18 protein-coding genes and 1 riboswitch are annotated in these 17,703 nt (G+C 68.2%); of the genes, 8 read left to right on the top strand and 10 right to left on the bottom strand.

The window, feature by feature from the left end:
• Nucleotides 1-19: 19 nt before the first annotated feature.
• Nucleotides 20-976: a LysR family transcriptional regulator gene (locus PO605_RS01305; protein WP_016448967.1), complete on the top strand. Its 957-nt coding sequence runs from the start codon at nt 20-22 to the stop codon at nt 974-976.
• A 47-nt stretch (nt 977-1,023) separates the two neighbouring features.
• Here PO605_RS01305 and PO605_RS01300 read toward each other — a convergent pair whose 3' ends face one another.
• Together PO605_RS01300 and PO605_RS01295 are read right to left on the bottom strand one after the other, a co-directional pair.
• Nucleotides 1,024-2,154, bottom strand: coding sequence for a branched-chain amino acid ABC transporter substrate-binding protein (locus tag PO605_RS01300; RefSeq protein ID WP_016448968.1), 1,131 nt, complete (start codon nt 2,152-2,154; stop codon nt 1,024-1,026).
• A gap of 158 nt (nt 2,155-2,312) precedes the next feature.
• A complete protein-coding gene (locus PO605_RS01295) occupies nt 2,313-2,855 on the bottom strand; it encodes a 6,7-dimethyl-8-ribityllumazine synthase (RefSeq protein ID WP_016448969.1) in 543 nt (180 codons plus the stop codon).
• 109 nt (nt 2,856-2,964) lie between these two features.
• Nucleotides 2,965-3,133, bottom strand: a riboswitch (FMN riboswitch).
• Nucleotides 3,134-3,411: 278 nt separating this feature from the next.
• Here PO605_RS01295 and PO605_RS01290 point away from each other — a divergent pair.
• Both PO605_RS01290 and PO605_RS01285 read left to right on the top strand, forming a co-directional pair.
• On the top strand, nt 3,412-4,053 hold the full coding sequence (locus PO605_RS01290; RefSeq protein WP_016448970.1) for a hypothetical protein: 642 nt from the start codon (nt 3,412-3,414) through the stop codon (nt 4,051-4,053).
• 96 nt (nt 4,054-4,149) lie between these two features.
• The gene (locus tag PO605_RS01285) at nt 4,150-4,848 is read left to right on the top strand and encodes a DUF4124 domain-containing protein (protein WP_070080583.1); all 699 of its coding nucleotides are present in this window, start codon (nt 4,150-4,152) and stop codon (nt 4,846-4,848) included.
• 1 nt (nt 4,849) lies between these two features.
• Here the strand turns inward: PO605_RS01285 and PO605_RS01280 are convergent, their stop codons facing one another.
• A complete protein-coding gene (locus tag PO605_RS01280; RefSeq protein WP_016448972.1) occupies nt 4,850-5,869 on the bottom strand; it encodes an SDR family oxidoreductase in 1,020 nt (339 codons plus the stop codon).
• Nucleotides 5,870-5,937: 68 nt separating this feature from the next.
• Between PO605_RS01280 and PO605_RS01275 the strand changes: the two genes are divergently transcribed.
• Together PO605_RS01275 and PO605_RS01270 are read left to right on the top strand one after the other, a co-directional pair.
• On the top strand, nt 5,938-6,990 hold the full coding sequence (locus PO605_RS01275) for a CDP-6-deoxy-delta-3,4-glucoseen reductase (protein ID WP_047475282.1): 1,053 nt from the start codon (nt 5,938-5,940) through the stop codon (nt 6,988-6,990).
• A 100-nt stretch (nt 6,991-7,090) separates the two neighbouring features.
• A complete protein-coding gene (locus PO605_RS01270; RefSeq protein ID WP_047475281.1) occupies nt 7,091-8,059 on the top strand; it encodes a Bug family tripartite tricarboxylate transporter substrate binding protein in 969 nt (322 codons plus the stop codon).
• 84 nt (nt 8,060-8,143) lie between these two features.
• On the opposite strand, the gene folK is transcribed toward PO605_RS01270, so the two are convergent.
• From folK to hda, 4 genes are all read right to left on the bottom strand, one after another.
• Entirely contained in the window at nt 8,144-8,659 is a 516-nt protein-coding gene (gene folK / locus PO605_RS01265) for a 2-amino-4-hydroxy-6-hydroxymethyldihydropteridine diphosphokinase (protein WP_034365366.1), read from the bottom strand.
• Complete coding sequence (gene pcnB / locus PO605_RS01260) at nt 8,634-10,217, bottom strand: polynucleotide adenylyltransferase PcnB (protein WP_046986637.1); 1,584 nt, start codon at nt 10,215-10,217, stop codon at nt 8,634-8,636. Before pcnB ends, folK begins: the two co-directional genes overlap by 26 nt.
• On the bottom strand, nt 10,214-10,915 hold the full coding sequence (locus PO605_RS01255) for an HAD family hydrolase (protein ID WP_016448977.1): 702 nt from the start codon (nt 10,913-10,915) through the stop codon (nt 10,214-10,216). Before PO605_RS01255 ends, pcnB begins: the two co-directional genes overlap by 4 nt.
• Before the next feature lie 88 nt (nt 10,916-11,003).
• Entirely contained in the window at nt 11,004-11,702 is a 699-nt protein-coding gene (hda, locus tag PO605_RS01250; protein ID WP_026062235.1) for a DnaA regulatory inactivator Hda, read from the bottom strand.
• A 323-nt stretch (nt 11,703-12,025) separates the two neighbouring features.
• Here hda and purM point away from each other — a divergent pair, with 323 nt between their 5' ends.
• On the top strand, nt 12,026-13,078 hold the full coding sequence (gene purM / locus PO605_RS01245; RefSeq protein WP_016452588.1) for a phosphoribosylformylglycinamidine cyclo-ligase: 1,053 nt from the start codon (nt 12,026-12,028) through the stop codon (nt 13,076-13,078).
• Between the two features lie 17 nt (nt 13,079-13,095).
• Nucleotides 13,096-14,154 carry an AI-2E family transporter gene (locus PO605_RS01240; protein WP_047474006.1) on the top strand — a complete coding sequence of 353 codons (1,059 nt, stop codon included), beginning with the start codon at nt 13,096-13,098 and terminating at the stop codon, nt 14,152-14,154.
• 19 nt (nt 14,155-14,173) lie between these two features.
• On the opposite strand, the gene PO605_RS01235 is transcribed toward PO605_RS01240, so the two are convergent.
• Entirely contained in the window at nt 14,174-15,019 is an 846-nt protein-coding gene (locus tag PO605_RS01235) for a SirB1 family protein (protein WP_016448980.1), read from the bottom strand.
• A gap of 50 nt (nt 15,020-15,069) precedes the next feature.
• Complete coding sequence (gene murJ, locus PO605_RS01230; protein WP_016452589.1) at nt 15,070-16,635, bottom strand: murein biosynthesis integral membrane protein MurJ; 1,566 nt, start codon at nt 16,633-16,635, stop codon at nt 15,070-15,072.
• A gap of 181 nt (nt 16,636-16,816) precedes the next feature.
• On the opposite strand from murJ, the gene rpsT reads away from it, so the two are divergent.
• Complete coding sequence (gene rpsT / locus PO605_RS01225) at nt 16,817-17,116, top strand: 30S ribosomal protein S20 (protein WP_442855555.1); 300 nt, start codon at nt 16,817-16,819, stop codon at nt 17,114-17,116.
• Between the two features lie 235 nt (nt 17,117-17,351).
• On the opposite strand, the gene PO605_RS01220 is transcribed toward rpsT, so the two are convergent.
• On the bottom strand, nt 17,352-17,669 hold the full coding sequence (locus tag PO605_RS01220; RefSeq protein ID WP_012204103.1) for a DUF3579 domain-containing protein: 318 nt from the start codon (nt 17,667-17,669) through the stop codon (nt 17,352-17,354).
• Between the last annotated feature and the right edge of the window lie 34 nt (nt 17,670-17,703).

The following is a 17,703-nucleotide window of genomic DNA, read 5'->3' as shown; positions in this document are numbered from 1 at the left end:
CCACTTCACAATACAGCCCATGGACGACTACAAACGCATGGCCGTTTTCGCCGCCGTGGTGCAGCACGGATCGATGAGCGCCGCCGCGCGCGCCCTGGGCATGAGCCCCTCGGCCGTGAGCCAGCAGGTGCGCCAGCTCGAGCGCGACGGCGGCGTCACCCTGCTGCACCGCTCCACCCGGCAGATCGCCCTCACCGACACGGGCGAGCGCTACTACCAGCAGTGCGCCGCCATGGCACAGGCCGCCAGCCAGGCGCGGGCCGAGCTGGCCGCCGCGCGCGACGAGCCCGGCGGCGAACTGCGCCTGTCAGCCACCGTGGGCTTTGCGCGCCATATCGCGCCAGCCCTGGGCAGCTGGCTGGCCCGGCATCCGGCACTGCGCCTGCACCTGGATGTGGACGATGCGCCCATCGACCTCATCCAAAGCCGCATCGACCTGGCGCTGCGCTTTGGCCGTCTGGCCGACTCCGGCTGGGCAGCCCGGCGCCTGGGCGCCATGCGCAACTGGCTGTGCGCCTCGCCCGCATGGATACAGGAGCACGGCGGCGGCGCGGCCTGGCGCCACCCGGCACCGCTGGCCAGCGCGCGCTGGCTGGGCCTTGCGCGCGAAGGCCAGGGCCAGGCCCTGCGGGCCGAGGCACGCCACCCGGCCACGGGCGAGACCTACAGCCTGCAGGTGCAGCCCCATGTGGCCAGCAACAACCAACTGTCCCTCCAGCAGATGTGCGAGGCCGGCCTGGGCCTGGCCCTGCTGGGCAGCATGGACGTTGCCGACGCGGTGGCCGAAGGACGCCTGGTGCGCCTGCTGCCCGACTGGGACTTCGGCGGCCTGGACATCTGGGCCGTCACCCCGCAGCGCCAGGCCCAGCCCGCCAAGGTGCGCCAGGCCATTGCCGCGCTGCAGGCCTATCTGGCGCAGTTGCCCGGCGTGGTCGATGCGCCGGCGCAGGCCCCGGCCGAGGTCCCGGGCCGATAAAAAAAGCCCGCACAAGGCGGGCATGAAAACGAAGGAAGGACAGGCTCTCAGTCGAGGGCCGTCTTCTGGCCGTTCTTGAACACGCTCAGCGTGTACGAAGGGTTCTTCATCTCGCCGTTCTTCTCGAAAGCGATCTTGGAGGTCACGCCCGAGTAGTCGGCCTTCTGCAGGAAGGGGATGTAGACCTTGGGGTCCCAGGAGTTGGCGCGCTTCATGGCGTCGGCCAGCATCATGGTGGCGTCGTAGAAGTACGGGCTGTAGACCTGGAACTGACCGGGGTACTTGGCGTCGTAGCGCTTCTTCCATTCCGTGCCGCCAGGCATCTTGGCCAGCGAGGCGCCGCCGTCGGCGCAGATCACGTTGTCCAGCGGCTTGGCGCCGGCGGCCACCTTGGCCAGCTCGGGCACGCACAGGCCGTCGCCGCCGAAGTACTTGGCATCGTTCATGCCCAACTGGGCCATCTGGCGCAGCATGGGGCCGGCCTGGCCATACATGCCGCCGTAGAAGATGCCTTCGGGCTTCTTGGCCTTGATCGAGGTCAGGATGGCCATGAAGTCCGTGGCCTTGTCGTTCGTGAACTCCGAGGCCACGACCTTCACGCCCAGCTTTTCCGCATCCTTCTTGAACACATTGGCCAGGCCCTGGCCGTAGGCCGTGCGGTCATCGATGATGGCTACGGTCTTGAGCTTGAGCGTTTCGGCCGCGTACTTGGCCAGCGCCGCGCCCAGCGCGTTGTCATTGGCAATCACGCGGTAGGTGGTGTTCCAGCCGGGCTTGGTCAGGTCGGGGTTGGTGGCCGCGCCCGTGATCATGGGAATGCCGCAGTCCTGGAAGACCTTGGACGAGGGGATGGCCACGCCCGAGTTGAGGAAGGCCACGGCGCCAGCGACCTTGTCGTCGCACAGCTTCTGCGAAGCGGCCGTGCCCTGCTTGGGATCGGCCACATCGTCTTCGGCCACCAGCTGGAACTTGACCTTCTTGCCGGCGATCTCCATGCCCTTGGCATTGAGGTCGTCAATGGCCATGCGCACGCCGTTCTCGTTGTCCTTGCCGAAATTGGCCTGGGGTCCGGACACGGGGCCGATGTGGCCGATGCGGATCACCTGCTCCTGGGCCATGGCCACGCCACCCATGCCGGCCACGACGGCCGCAATACACAACTTCCGGGACATCTTCATCGCGCACTCCTCAGTTGAAACAGGCCGTCACGTTATTCCCGTCATCGCGGCTTGGCAATGGCGCGTCACGCCGCGTGACGGGACCGCGACACTCGGCCCCAACTCAGTGTTTACGAGAATCCATCCCCAACCAAAGCTGTGCTGGGAGGCTGGCCGGCTCAGGCCGCGCGCGCCTGGCCCAGTGCCTGTACCTGCGCCAGCTGGTCCAGCGCCGCCAGGCAGGCATGCGCCACTTCCACGCCCTTCTTCACGAAGTGGGCACGGAAGAACTCCACATGGTCGCCGTGCTCGTGGAAGTCGCGCGGCGTGAGCACGGCCGAGAACACGGGCACTTCGGTATCGAGCTGCACGCGCATCAGGCCGTCGATCACGGCCGAGGACACGAACTCGTGGCGATAGATGCCGCCGTTGACCACCAGCGCGCAGGCGATGACCGCGTCGAAACGGCCGCTGTCGGCCAGCTTCTTGGCCAGCAGCGGGATCTCGAAGGCGCCGGGCACGTTGAAGTGGCTGATGTTCTGCGCGGCCACACCCTGGGCCTGCAGCTCGGCCGCCATGGAGTCGCGCGCCTGGTGCACGACATCGGTATGCCAGCTCGCGCAGATCACGGCCACGCGGCTGCGGCCCGCGACGGCCTTCCACGGCGTGCCCGAGGCCGTGCCGTGTGCGGAGAAGTTCAAGGAGACAGGAGTCTGATTCATGGTGCTCTTTCGAGATGAGACAAATGAATCAGGGCGCGCGCCATGGCGCCGCATGGCGCGGCACAGCCCATGGGACAACCATGGGCATGGCGCCTGCCATGCAGGTGCTGCGCGATCTCTTTCATCCGGACTGTGACCGTCGGCTCTGGCATCTCACCAGATCTGCTGACCCCGGCCGGCCTTGCGGCTAGCCGGGCGCTCGCGGGCTGCCGGACACATGCCGAAAGACAGATCCAGATACCGCCGGTGGGGAATTTCACCCCGCCCTGAGAACGCTGCTTTGCGGCGCACGGACTGCGCGCCGCCAAAGACAGCGGCCATTCTAGTCCCGCGCAGATGCCATTGCGGCGATCGGGGCGACCGCAGCCATTGCGCGCTGTGCCTGCGGATTTCATCTGGAAGCACCTACAGCACATGGACCAATTGCTATCAAAATAGAAGCTCCGCTGTCGCCGTCGTTGCCTCGCCAGGACGATCCAGGTCAACCATTGAGGCCTGTCAAACGTCATATGAAGAGATCCAGACAGGAAACACGCCTTTGCCCGGACACCACACCATGACCCGAACCAACGCCTCCCCCACGCAGCAGCGCCCGCAGCCTGGCCTGCGCCCCCTGCGCCTGCTGGCCGGCCTTGGCCTTGCAGCCCTGGTCACCGCCTGCGCCGTGCCGCCCGATGGCTATTCGGACATGGGCTCCGGCTACCCCAGCTATCCCAGCTACCCGTCCTATCCCAGCTATCCGTCGGGCGGCGTCGTCTACCCCTCGTATCCCACGCAGCCCGCCTATCCGGACAACGGCTGGTACGAGCGCCAGCGCCTGCAGCGCGAACGTGAGCGCCTGCAATACGAGCGCGAGCGCATCCAGCAGGAACGCAACCGCGATGCCTGGCGTGACCGCCAACAACGCGAGCGTGAAATGCGAGAGCGCGACCGGGACCGTGACCGCCAGGCCCAGGACCGTGACCGCCAGTTGCGCGAGCGCATGCAGGAGCAGCAGCGCCGCGAAGCCGAGCGCCAGCAGCGGGAGCGCGAACGCGACCAGGGCCAGCAGCAGCGCGAGCGCGAACGCCAGCAACGGGACCGGGAGCAGCAGCAGCGTGACCGCGAGCAGCAGCAACGCGCCATCGAGCGCATGCAGCGTGAAAGCCAGGGCGGCGGCAACCCCTACCCCACCCAGGATCCGCGCCACTGGCGCTGAACGGCTGACCGGCGGCATTTCCAGCCCCTGGGCGCCGCACCATAATCGGCAATACACCACATCCTTGTGCCGCTTGTGATGGGAAAGGAAACCGCCATGCACCGCACCCAAGACCTTGGCCACACCGGCCGCCGTTCATCGGCGGCCGCGCGCTGGGCGCTGGCGGCGCTTGTACCGATGTTTGTACCGCTGGTGCTGGCGCTCACCGCAGGCCCGGCCTCGGCCCAGGTCATCCGCTGCACGGACGCCAAGACCGGCCGCGTCACCTACACCAACAGCAGTTGCAAGGACGGCGAAAACCGCGTGCAGGTGCAGGAAGCCCCCAGCCCCGAAGAGCTGGAGCGCGAGCGCGCGCAGTCCGCCGCCGCCATAGAGCGCAAGAACCAGCAACTGGCCCGCGAAGAGGCCGAGCGCCGCACGCGTGCCCAGCAGCAAGAGCGCGAGGCACGCAGCCGGCGCGAGCGCGAGAACTCGGCCCAGCGCGACGGCGGCGACTCCCCGGCCTGCCAGCAGGCGCGCCGCCGCCTGGACACCATCCTGGCCGAGGCCAATCCCGATCCCGCCACCTGGGGCCCGCGCAGCCAGGCCGCCCAGCAGCAGATGGAGATGGCCTGCCTGGGCCCCAAGGCCTATGAACAGCTGCAGCAATCGCGCGCATTGCAGCCCAACGCCATCAACCGGCCGTGGATCATAGGGCGCCCCGTGCCGCCGCAGCCGCTGCCGCCTTCGGCCCCCATCTCGCACTGCAACGTGTTCCGCTGCTACGACACCAACGGCGGCATCCACCCGCGCTGATTCAGGCGCGCAGCCCCTGCTCCACGGTCGGGTAGCGCAATCTCAGGCCCAGCTCCTCCTTCAGGCGCTGGTTGCGCAGGCGGCGTGACTCCCCCATGAAGCTCAGCAGGCTGGCCGGCAGCTCGCGCTGCGCCTGCTCGCGCGTGATGCGTGCGGGGCGCGGCAGTCCATAGAGATCGGCCGCAAGGTCGAAGTAGTCGCCCATGCGCAGCTGCGTATCGTCGCTGGCGTGGTAGATGCGCTGCGGCCGGCCGAGCCACAGCGCCCGCACGCAGGCGCGGGCCAGGTCGTCGGCATGGATGTGGTTGGTATAGACATCCTCTGCGGCGCACAGCAGGGGGGTCCCTCGCAGCAGGCGCCCGCGCGGCGTGCCGTTTTCCCGGTCCGGCGCATAGATGCCCGGGATGCGCAGAATGCTGGCGCGCAGGCCGCCGCGCCCGGCAAAGCGCACGGCTCGCTCGGCGTTCACGCGGCGCTGGGCACGCGCCGTGGCCGGTGCGGGCGGGCGGCTTTCGTCGATCCAGGCGCCCTCGCAGTTCCCATAGACGCCGGAGGTCGAGCCATAGACCAGGCTGGCCGGCCGGCCGCGAAGGCGCAGCACGCGCAGCAAAGCCGTGGTGCGCGGGTCCAGCCACCAGCCATCTTCGCCGGCAGGCGGATTGGGCGGCGGCGCCAGGTGGACGACGCGCGTGGCCAGGCCGGCCAGACGGCGCAGCGTGGCAGGCGCGTCCAGATCGCCCAGCAGCGGCGTGATGCCGCGCCCGCGCAGATCCTGCAGGCGCTCGGCGCCACGCGTCAGGGCCAGCACGCGCGGGCCCCGTCGTGCGGCACCCGAACGGGCGACGGGCGCGCCCGCCAATGCACCAGCCACGCGCAGCCCCACGTCGCCGCAGCCGACGATGAGCACGCGTTCGCGTCGAAAGCGCGCCGGCAGCGCGCCCAATGGGTTTTGGTTTGAGGGCAAAATCCTGGCCTGTTGCGAGGGCGGCCACCCGCGCGCCGCCGGTCGCGGCAGCGGCATGTCCGTCCGGGAAAGAAGATCGCCGGCGCGCTCCACGCGCCGCCAGCGCCCCCGAGGATACCGAGAACATGACCGAGATAGCCAACGCTTCCCACGAAATCACCGTACAGCCCAGCGGCCGCGCCTTCGCCACGCAGGGCAGCGAGACCATCCTGGCCGCCGCCATCCGCTGCGGCGTGGGCCTGCCCTATGGCTGCAAGGACGGTGCCTGCGGCTCCTGCAAGTGCAAGAAGCTGCTCGGCGAGGTCACCCATGGCGCCCACTCGGAAAAAGCGTTGACCGCCCAGGAAGAGGCCGACGGCTATGTGCTGACCTGCTGCGCCACGCCCAGCACCTCGGTGGTGCTGGAGTCGCGCCAGGTGACCGATGCCAGCGCCTTCCCGATCAAGAAGATGCCCGTGCGCGTGGCCACGCTGGAGAAGAAGTCGCACGACGTGATGCAGGTGCGCCTGCAGCTGCCCGCTGCAGACAAGTTCCGCTACCACGCAGGCCAGTACGTGGAATTCATCCTGCGCGACGGCGCCCGCCGCGCCTACTCCATGGCCACGGCCCCCCATGTGCAGGACACGGCACCGGGGCTGGAGCTGCACATCCGCCACATGCCGGGCGGCAAGTTCACCGACCACGTGTTCGGCGCCATGAAGGAAAAGGAAATCCTGCGCGTGGAGGGCCCGTTCGGCAGCTTCTTCCTGCGCGAGGACAGCGACAAGCCCCTCATCTTCCTGGCTTCGGGAACGGGCTTCGCCCCCATCAAGGCGCTGCTGGAGCACATCCGCCACAAGGGCATCACCCGCTCCGTCACCCTGTACTGGGGAGGACGCCGGCCCGAGGACCTCTACCTCGACGCCTGGGTGCGCGAGCAGGCCGAGGCCATGCCCCAGCTGTGCTATGTGCCCGTGGTCTCCGAGGCGCTGCCGGAAGACGGCTGGACCGGCCGCACGGGCTTCGTGCACCAGGCCGTGCTGGACGACTTTGCCAACTTGTCCGGCCATCAGGTCTATGCCTGCGGTGCACCCATCGTGGTCGATTCGGCACGCCATGCCTATGTGGAGCAACGCGGCCTGCCGGCGGAAGAGTTCTACGCGGACGCGTTCACCTCCGAGGCCGACAAGGCTTCCTGAGTGCGCAGAAGGTGGCACGGATCAAGCAATACGCAGAAAAACTGCTTCCCATACCTGCGCGCAGCCAGGTGTCGCAATTTTTTTGCACAATAGCGCCCCTATGAACCGTAGAAACAGCCTTCTCTCGGTCATGGCGGCCGCTGCTGCCCTGGCCTCCCCGCTTGCCCTGGCGCAAGAGCCCATCCGCCTGATCGTGCCCTATGCGCCCGGCGGTCCGCTGGACATCACCGCGCGCGCGCTGGCCGAGCGGGTGCGTGACTCCCTGGGGGTGGTGATCATCGACAACAAGGCCGGCGCCGGCGGCAACATCGGCGCCGACGCCATTGCCCGCGCCACGCCGGACGGCATGACCATCGGCTTGGCCGCCACGGCCACCCATGCCGTCAATCCCTGGCTGTACACCAAGATGCCCTACGACGCGGGCAAGGACTTCGCGGGCATCACCCAGATGGTGCGCGTGCCCAACGTGCTGGTGATGAATGCGGCCCGTGCCGAGCAGCTCAAGATCCACAGCGTGGCCGACCTGATCGCCTACGCCAAGTCCCACCCCGGCAAGCTCAACTACGGCAGCGGCGGCAACGGCAGCGCAGGCCACCTGGCCGGCGAAATGCTCAAGCAAAAAGCCGGCATCTTCGCCCTGCACGTGCCCTACCGTGGCGCCAACCCGGCCCAGCTGGCCCTGCTGTCGGGCGAGGTGGACTTCAACATCGACAACCTGGCTGCCGCTGCGCCTAATATCCGCTCGGGCAAGCTCAAGGCGTTGGCCGTGACCTCGCTGAACCCCACCACGCTGCTGCCCGGCGTGCCCGCGCTGTCCAAGACCTTCCCCGGCTTTGCCATCGATACCTGGTGGGGCCTGGTCGCCCCGGCCGGCACGCCCAAGCCCGTGCTGGACAAGCTGAGCCGGGCCTTTGCCGACGCACTGGCCGCGCCCGAGACCAAGACCCGCTTCGAGACCCTGATGGCCGAGCCCGTGTCCTCCACGCCCGCCGAGTTCGACAGGTTCATGGCGGCCGAGCGCGCCAAGTACCAGACCATCGTCAAGGCCTCCGGAGCGAAGGTGGACTGAGCCGATCCACCGCGTCCCGCCTGGCAAAAAGCCGCAGCCGCCCTCAGGGCGCTGCGGCTTTTTCATTCAGGCCCCTGTCGGGATTCAGGCTTGCCGGAGATGCCAGCCAGGCTTGTGCGCCAGGCAGATGCCCTGCCCCGCCACGGCCTGCAGCTGCGCGGGCGTGACGCGCTCAGGCGCGATCTCGGCCAGCGGCACAAGCACGAAGGCGCGCTCGTGCATGCGCGGGTGCGGCACGCTCAGGCGCGGCAGCGCGATGCGCTCGTCGCCCCACAGCTCGATGTCCAGGTCCAGCGTGCGCGGCGCATTGCGGTAGGGGCGCTCGCGCCCGGCCGCCAGTTCGATGGCCTGCAGCGCATCGAGCAGCGCCAGCGGCTGCAGCGTGGTGCGCACAGCGGCCACGGCGTTCAGATAGTCGGGACCGCTGGAATCGATGGGCGCCGTGCTGTAGAGCGAGGAGACGGCCAGCAGGCGCGTGCCCGTCAGGCCGCCGATGGCCTTCAAGGCCTGGCCCAGGGCCTGGCCGCAGTCACCGAGGTTGGCGCCCAGGCCGATGGCGACCCAGTGGCCTGGCTCATTCATCGCCGCCCATGCCGCCATCGCCCCCGCCCTGGGGCTTGCGGCGGCGGCGCCGCCGCTTCTTGGGCGCTGCAGCCTCCTCGCTGCCAGCCTGTGCCGGTGCGGGATCCTCAGGCTGCACGCCTTCCGCCAGGTTCACGCCATCGCGCGGCTGGCGGACCTTGGGCACGCGGTGCACCTTGGGTTCGGCGCTGCGCTGGCGGGCGCGCTGCTCGTCGCGCGCCTGGGCGATCAGGTCGTCGCGGCGCGCGTCGTCGGCATTCTGGAACTCCTGCCACCAGCTGGCCAGGCTTTCCTCGACCTCGCCGATATCGGCGCGCAGCCGCATGAAGTCGAAACCCGCGCGAAAGCGCGGCTGGGCCACCAGGCTGAACGGCGTGGCGCCCGTGCGCTTGTCGAAGCGCGGCTGCATGACCCAGATCTCGCGCATGTCGGCGGCCAGCTTGCCGCGGCCCGAGACATCGCCGATGCGCTGGTCGAACACTTCGTCGATGGATTCCTGCAGCGCGGGGAACGGGTGCTGGCGCTGGTTCAGGCGGCGCTCCCAGCCGGTCTTCACGTCATGCCACAGCACGCAGGCCAGCAGGAAGCTGGGCGCCACGGGCTTGCCTTCCTCGACACGGCGATCGGTATCGGTCAGCGCGGCCTGCACGAAGGGCTGCTCGGCACGCTCGACCACCACATCCAGCAGCGAGTAGATGCCGCGCGCCAGGCCCAGGCCGCGCAATTGCTCCACCGAAGCCAGCGCATGGCCGGTCTGCAGCAGCTTGAGCATTTCATCGAACAGGCGGCTTTGCGGCACATCGGCCAGCAGCGGCTCGCACTCCACCAGGGGCTTGGCCGTCTTGGGCTCGAGCTTGAAGCCCTTGCCCGCCAGCTTGGCGGCGAAGCGCACGGCGCGGATGATGCGCACCGGATCTTCACGGTAGCGCGTGGCCGGGTCGCCAATCATGCGCAGCATGCGCTTCTTGGCGTCGTCAATGCCCTTGTGATAGTCGACCACGATCTGCGTGCGCGGGTCGTAGTACATGGCGTTGATCGTGAAGTCGCGGCGCGTGGCATCCTGGTCCTGCGGACCCCAGACGTTGTCGCGCAGCACGCGGCCGCTGGCGTCCACCGCATGGTGCATGCCGGCGAGCTGGGCCTTGCTGGTGCGCTCGTTGCCGCTCACGGCCTCGGCCGCGCTGTTGTCCAGGAAGGCGCGGAAGGTGGAGACTTCGATGACCTCGTTCTCGCGCCCGCGGCCATAGACCACGTGCACGATGCGAAAGCGCTTGCCGATGATGAAGGCGCGGCGGAACAGGCCCTTGACCTGCTCGGGCGTGGCATTGGTGGCCACGTCGAAGTCCTTGGGGCGCAGGCCCAGCAGCAGGTCGCGCACGGCGCCGCCGACGATGTAGGCCTCGTAGCCCGCGTCCTGCAGCGTCTCGACCACGTCGAGGGCACGCCGGTCCACCAGGTTGGGATCGATGCCGTGCACCTGCACGGGCACCTCCTGGCGCTTGCCGAAGGGCGACTTGCGCGCCCGTGGGGCGGCCGAGGCCTTGCCCAGCAGCTTGTCGATGATGTTCTTGATCATGGTGCTTCGCCAAACAGGTCCAGAATGCGCCAGCCACGTTCCTGGGCCAGGGCGCGCAGCCGAGTGTCGGGGTTGGTGGCCACGGGGTGGTCCACGCGCTCGAGCAGGGGAACGTCGTTCCAGGAGTCGCTGTAGAAGAAGGTCTCCACGCCGCTCCACTGCAGGCCGCGCGCATCCAGCCACTGCTGCATGCGCTGCACCTTGCCGCCGCGCATGCTGGGCGTGCCACGGATCTCGCCCGTGAACCAGCCCTGCGCGTCGCGCTCCAGTTCCACCGCGATCAATTCCTGCACGCCGAGGGCGGCGGCGATGGGGCGCGTCACGAACTCGTTGGTGGCCGTGACGATGATGATCTGGTCGCCCGCCTGCTGGTGCGTGCGCAGCAGCTCCAGTGCCTGGGGACGGATGGCGGGGGTGATCACCTCGCGCATGAAGCGCTCGTGCGCCTCGGCGGCCTGCTGCGCGCCACGGGCGCAGAAGGCCTCGGTGGCAAAGCGCACATAGTCGTGCACGTCGAGCGTGCCCGCCTGGTAGTGCGCGAAGAACTCGGCATTGCGGCGGCCGAACTCGACCGGATCGGTCCAGCCGATGCGCGTCGTGAACTCGCCCCACTCATAGTCCGAATCGAGCGGCAGCAGCGTGTGGTCCAGGTCGAACAACGCCAGCCGGGGCCGGAGTTGCTTCTGATCAGAGGTCATGCATATCCTAAAAAAATGGGTCCCGCGCTGCCCTTGCAACGCAGGCTCCGCCGGCTCCCGCAGTCCCTGCCCACAAGAAAATGCGGGCTCATTCGGTTTCCAGCATCGTCTTGAGCAACGGAATGGTGATGGCGCGCTTGTTGCGCAGCGCAAAGCCGTCGAGCATGTCGAGCAGCTGCATCAGGCTGCCCAGGTCACGCGAGAAGCGCTTGAGCATGTAGTCCATCACATCGTCGCCCAGAAAAACGCCACGGGCATCGGCCTCCTGGCGCAGCACCGCGCGGCGCGCGGTTTCGTCGAGCAGCTGCAGCTGGAACACATGGCCCCAGCCCAGCCGCGTGCGCAGATCCTCGCGCAGCTTGAGGTCTGCCGGCGGCAGCGGGCCGGCCCCCAGCACCCAGCGCGGCGAGCCCGTGGCCGGGCTCGTCGCATTCACAAACCAGTTGAAGGCCCGCGCCTGCTGCAGCGGAGTGTAGATGTCCACATCGTCCATCAGCACCGCCGCCCAGCGCTCGTCGAAGGGCGGCGGGAACAGGGTGGAGGCATCCATCCAGCCCACCATGGCACCCTGCTCGCGCAGGGCCTCGCGCACGGCCTTGAGCAGATGGGTCTTGCCCGAGCCCGATTCGCCCCAAAGATAAGTGGGCACTGGCGTGCGGGCCGTCTGCATGCGGCCATCGCCCACCCAATGGCGCAAATGATCGATCACCGCGGCATTGGGGCCGACGAAAAAGCGCGACAGCGTCGGGCTCGACGCCATGCTGATATCCAGAGCCAGCTGCTTCATCTGCGACATACGCGCAGCGCCCCCTTTCCTGTGTCCAGGCGGGTCCATGCGGCAAAAGCAGGCAAAGGAATCGGCAACGGCATTGGGTTGATAGCAAAGACAGGCCCGCCCTGCCGCAGCGCTGCGGCAAGGCGGGCGACGCCGGGGCGTTCCCGGGCGCAACAGGGATTTTAGTCTGCGCGGCGCACGGCACGGCGGCAGCCGGCCCGCTTGTGCAACGAAAGCCCCCTCGAAGCCCACTGGCGCGCGCGCCTGCCGGCGGCCGGCGCCGTAGAATCCCGGGGTTCCAGCCCGGCCTCGGGCCTACCGCACCGTACCCATCCATGAGCTCTTCTGCCCCCTCCTCTACCCCGATCTCCTACAAAGACGCCGGCGTCGACATCGTCGCTGGCGACGCGCTGGTCGAGCGCATCAAGCCGCTGGCCAAGAAGACCATGCGCGAAGGCGTGATGGCCGGCATCGGAGGCTTCGGCGCCCTGTTCGAGGTGCCCAAGCGCTACAAGGAGCCCGTGCTGGTCTCGGGCACCGACGGCGTGGGCACCAAGCTCAAGCTGGCCTTCGAGTGGAACATGCACGACACCGTCGGCATCGACCTGGTGGCCATGAGCGTCAACGACGTGCTGGTCCAGGGCGCCGAGCCCCTGTTCTTCCTCGACTACTTCGCCTGCGGCAAGCTGGACGTGGACACGGCCGCTGCCGTGGTCGGCGGCATTGCGCGCGGCTGCGAGCTGTCGGGCTGCGCACTGATCGGCGGTGAAACCGCCGAAATGCCCGGCATGTACCCGGCCGGCGAATACGATCTGGCCGGCTTTGCCGTCGGCGCCGTCGAAAAGTCCAAGATCCTCACGGGCCAGAGCGTTGCTGCTGGCGACGTGGTGCTGGGACTGGCCTCGGCCGGCGTGCACTCCAACGGTTTCTCCCTGGTGCGCAAGTGCATCGAGCGCGCCGAAAGCCAGGGCAGCCTGCCCGAAACGCTGGACGGCAAGCCGTTCAAGCAGGCCATCATGGAACCCACGCGCCTGTACGTGAAGAACGTGCTGGCGGCGCTGGAGCAGCACCCCATCAAGGCGCTGGCCCACATCACGGGCGGCGGCCTGCTGGAGAACATCCCCCGCGTGCTGCCCGAAGGCCTGGCCGCCCACCTGGATGCCGGCAGCTGGCCCCAGACCGAGCTGTTCGCCTGGCTGCAGAAGACGGCCGGCATCGATGCCGTGGAAATGAACCGCACCTTCAACAACGGCATCGGCATGGTCGTTGTCGTGCCCGCCGAGGCTGCCGAAGCCACGGCCGCTACGCTCGCGAAGCTGGGCGAGACGGTCCACACCATCGGACGCATCGCCGCACGCGGCGAGGGCGAGCCTGTCGAGGTCCGCTGACCACGGGCCCGCAGCGCATGACCCAGCACCTGCCCTCGCCCATCATCTCCCCGCAGCCCGCGCCCACGCGCGGCGTGACGCTGTCCAGCTATGTGCTGATGGCCGGCGCCCTGCTGCTGATCATGTGGCAGGGGCTGCTGCCGGGCATGCTGTGCGTCTGCGTGGGCTTTCTGGTCACGCGCGCGCTTGCCGGGCTGCTGTCACGCGCCCAGCCCAAGTCCCGGCGCGGCTCGCTGCCGCGCTGGACGCAACTGGTGGCAGCCACCATCGTCATTCTTGCGCCGCTGGCCCTGCTCAGCGGCGCGCTGTCGCACACGCGCACCTACATCACCGACGCGCCACAGCAGTACCGCGAGCTGCTCGACTATCTGGCGCACACGGTGCTGGAGCTGCGTGACAAGCTGCCGGCCGACATGGCCGACCAGCTGCCGGACGGCGCACAGGAAATCCAGCACCTGCTGGCCAGCTACCTGGCCGCCAAGGCCGGCGCCCTGGCCCATGCGGGCCGCGCCTGGCTCACCGGCCTGCTCTATGCCTACGTGGGCCTGATCATCGGCGCCCTGGCCGCCGTGCGTCCCATGGTCACGCGCCGCCCGCCCCTGGTGGCAGCGCTGCGCGAGCGCATCCGGCTCATGGGACTGGCCTTCCGCCAGATCGTGGCGGCCCAGTTCTGGATTGCGGCCTTCAATACCCTCCTGACGGCCATCTTCCTTCTGGGCGTGCTGCCGCACTGGAACCTGACCCTGCCCTACACGCCAGCCCTGATCACGCTGACCTTCATCGCAGGCCTGGTGCCCATCGTGGGCAACCTGCTGTGCAATGCGGTGATCACCATCGTGGGCCTGTCGGTGTCCCCTGTGGCCGCTGCCGCCTGCCTGGGCTTTCTGATCCTGATCCACAAGGCCGAGTACGTGATCAACGCCAAGGTCGTGGGCCAGCGCACGCACATGGGCGTATGGGAGCTGCTGGCGGTGATGTTCGTGGCCGAATCGGTGTTCGGCCCTGCAGGCCTGGTGGCGGCTCCGCTGTTCTACGCCTATCTCAAGAAAGAGCTGGAAGCCGTCCGGCTGGTCTGATCAGCCCACGCGCGGGCGGCTACAGCCCTCTCAGCCGCCGGATCACCTCGCGCACGGCCACGGCCTGCGCGCCCTGCTGGGACTGCAGGAAGCGCTCCAGGTCTTCAAGCGCACGCTCGGTCACCCCCCATTGCGCATAGGCCAGCCCCCGGTCCCGCAGGATCTCGGGCATGTCGGGCCGCAGCACGGCCAGCCGGTTGAGCACGGCCACCAGCAGCGGCCAGTCGCGCCGGGCATGGTGGATTTCCTGCAGGTTGCGCAGCATGCGCTCCAGAACGTCGCGCGGCGAGGCGCCCTGCAGGTACATGCCCAGCGGAGCGGCCTCTTCGGCCGACAGGCCCGCGCTCTGCCAGAAGGGCTCCAGCCGCTCGGCCAGGCTGTTGGCAGAAAAGGACTCGCCACTCAACGGGTCCATCACCACCTGCCCCTGGGGCAGGCGCATCTTGACCAGGAAATGGCCGGGAAAGCTCACGCCCTGCGCCGGCAGATCGATGGCCGCAGCCAGCTCCAGCCAGATCAGCGCCACACTGATGGGAATGCCGCGCCGCGTCTGCAGCACATGGTGGATGTAGCTGTTGGCGGGGTCGTAGTAGTCGTTGAGATTGCCGCCAAAGCCCAGCTCGCCGTAGAAGAACTGGTTGAGTCCGCGCAGGCACTGCAGCGGATCGGTTTCGCCGGCCAGGCGCTGGACCAGGCGCACCTGCAGCCGGTCCAGTTCGGCGCTGGCCGCCTGCAGGTCGAGATCGGGCACGGCATCCTGGGCGATGCTGATTGCCGCCTCCATCAGCGGCAGGTGTTCATCGCTTTGCACCAGCGCTGCAAAGTATTGCAGGGCCGTTGGCGTGTCGTCGTAGCTCCAGCTCATGATGCCTTGTGAATTTGCAGCGCCCAGGCCTGCAATTATGCGGGTTCGGGCTAGCGCCGCAGCAGTGCCCGCAGCTTGAGCCCGGCTGCCCACAGCGCGCCAAAGTACAGCAGGGCCGAGGCCGCCATCAGGCCGGCAAGCAGGCCCACGCGCTGCCATCCGTTGGCACGCAGCGCAATCCAGTCGAAATGCTGGCTTCCCCAGGTCAGCAGCACGGCCAGCAGACTGCTGGCCGCAATCACCTGCAAGGCCAGCCGCCCCCAGCCGGGCTTGGGACGGTAGACGCCTCGGCGCAGCAGCCCCCACAGCAGCCAGCCCGCATTGACCAGGGCCGCCAGGCCGATGGACAGCGCCAGACCCGTATGCGCCATGAAGGGCACCAGCACCAGGTTGAGCAGCTGGGTGATGATCAGCACCACGATGGCGATCTTGACGGGCGTGCGGATGTCCTGGCTTGCGTAGTAGCCGGGCGCCAGCACCTTGATGGCCACCAGGCCCACCAGGCCGGCGCCGTAGCCCACCAGCGCCAGCGCGATCTGGCCCACATCGCTGTCCTGCAGCGCGCCACGGTGGAACAGCGTGGCCACGAGCGGCTCGGCGAAAGTGAGCAGCCCCACCGCGCAGGGCACGGAAAACAGCACCACCAGGCGCAGCCCCCAGTCCAGCATGGCCGAGTAGCGCTCCGAGTCGTCGGCCGCCTTGGCCGCGGCCAGCTGGGGCGTGAGCACCACGCCCAGCGCCACGCCCAGCAGCGCCGTCGGAAATTCCATGAGCCGGTCGGCATAGAACAGCCAGGTCACGCTGCCCGGCTGCAGATAGGAGGCGATCTGGGTGTTGATCATCAGCGAGACCTGGGCCACGCCCACGCCCAGCAGCGCCGGCGCCATCAGCCTGAGGATGCGGCGCACGCCGGCCTCTTGCCAGGCCTGGCGCAAGGCGGCTGGAGAAAACCCGATGCGGGGCAGCAGGCCCAGGCCTGCCAGCGCCGGCAGCTGTACCGCCAGCTGCAGCACGCCGCCCAGCATCACACCGCCGGCCATGGCATAGATGGGCTCTATGCCGCGCGCCTGCAGCCAGGGTGCACCCCAGAAGGCGGCGGCAATCATGGCCAGGTTCAGCAGCACGGGCGTGGCGGCCGAGACGGCAAAGCGCCGCCAGGTATTGAGCACGCCGGACGACAGCGCCACCAGCGACATGAAGCCGATGTAGGGGAACATCCAGCGCGTCATCAGCACGGCTGCGTCATAGCCTTCGGGCGACTGGCGCAGGCCGCTGGCCAGCAGCCAGACCAGCAGCGGCGCGCCGACCACGCCCAGCACGCAGGTCACGAGCAGCACCCAGAACAGCAGCGTGGCCACATGGGAGATCAGCCTGCGCGTGGCCTCCTCCCCCTCCTTGGCCTTGCTGGCGGCCAGCACCGGCACAAAGGCCTGGCTGAAGGCGCCTTCGGCGAACAGCCGCCGGAAGAGATTGGGAATCCTGAACGCGACATTGAACGCATCGGTCAGCGCATTGGCTCCGAACATGGAGGCCATGAGCAGATCGCGCACCAGCCCGGTGATACGGGAGGCCAGCGTCAGCAGGGAAACGGTGGAGGCGGCTTTGAACAGTGACACCGTGGGGAGTGTATGCGCTGGCACGGCCATCGGAGCTGCGTGCCCGGGCGGGCCGGACGGCTCTTGCACTCCGTTGCAACAGGCCCGATTGCGCGGCCTGGGGCCCACAGGCCCTGGAGGTACTGCATGCTATAATCCCGCGCTTCGCCGACAACATCCTCAGACACTAGGAATACATATCATGGCATCCAAGCCCGTAAAGAAGAACCCCCGCCTGGCATCCGGCCGCAAGCGCGCCCGCCAGGACGTCAAGCTCAACGCAGCCAACACTTCGCTGCGTTCCAAGTACCGCACCGCCGTCAAGAAGGTCGAGAAGGCCGTTCTGGCTGGCGACAAGGCCAAGGCAACCGAACTGTTTGCCGCAGCCCAATCCGTTCTGGACACGATCGCCGACAAGGGCATCTTCCACAAGAACAAGGCCGCTCGCGACAAGAGCCGCCTGTCCGCCAAGGTCAAGGCCCTGGCAGCCCCCGCCGCCTAATCCACTTAGGCAACCGCACGGATGGCCCCGGCCATCTGCCGTTTGTAACGGGTGCGCTGTCAGCGAACGAGAAAACCGCCTTCGGGCGGTTTTTTTGTGCCTGGACAAAAGCGCCGCCATCGGCAATCGCACCGAAGGAAAAGCCCGGCTCCAGCAAAGCGCAGCCGAAAAAAAACGCACCCCAGGCGCGCTTCACATCGGGCGGGAACCGGCCCCGCAAAAAAAGAAGCCGGCCTCAGCGGGCCGGCTCGTCCGGTATCAGGCAGGCTTCGGCAACCTGCAGGTTGTTGTCCTTGGCGAAATTCAGGCAGAAATCCCAGGCCATGGGCTCGTAGTCGCGCAGGTCGCGATGCACGACCACGCACTTGACGCCGTTGAGCGTTGTGGGAACACACCAGGGCGAGTAGCTCAGGTGGCTGCCGCGCTGGGCACCACCGGGGCGGAACTGGCTCATGACGCCTGCCAGCCGCTCGGCCCAGTCGCTGGGCCGGAAAGTCTTGCCTTCGTGGGTGATGCCCTGGATGAACAGTTCTTTGCTGGAGGGAGAGACCATCAGGATGCGCACCAAAATACGACTTGTGCAACAA

Origin of the sequence: Delftia sp. DT-2, from assembly GCF_028401915.1 — a bacterium.
In the GTDB taxonomy this organism is placed as follows: domain Bacteria; phylum Pseudomonadota; class Gammaproteobacteria; order Burkholderiales; family Burkholderiaceae_C; genus Comamonas; species Comamonas tsuruhatensis.
This window is presented reverse-complemented; position numbering and strand designations above follow the sequence as displayed.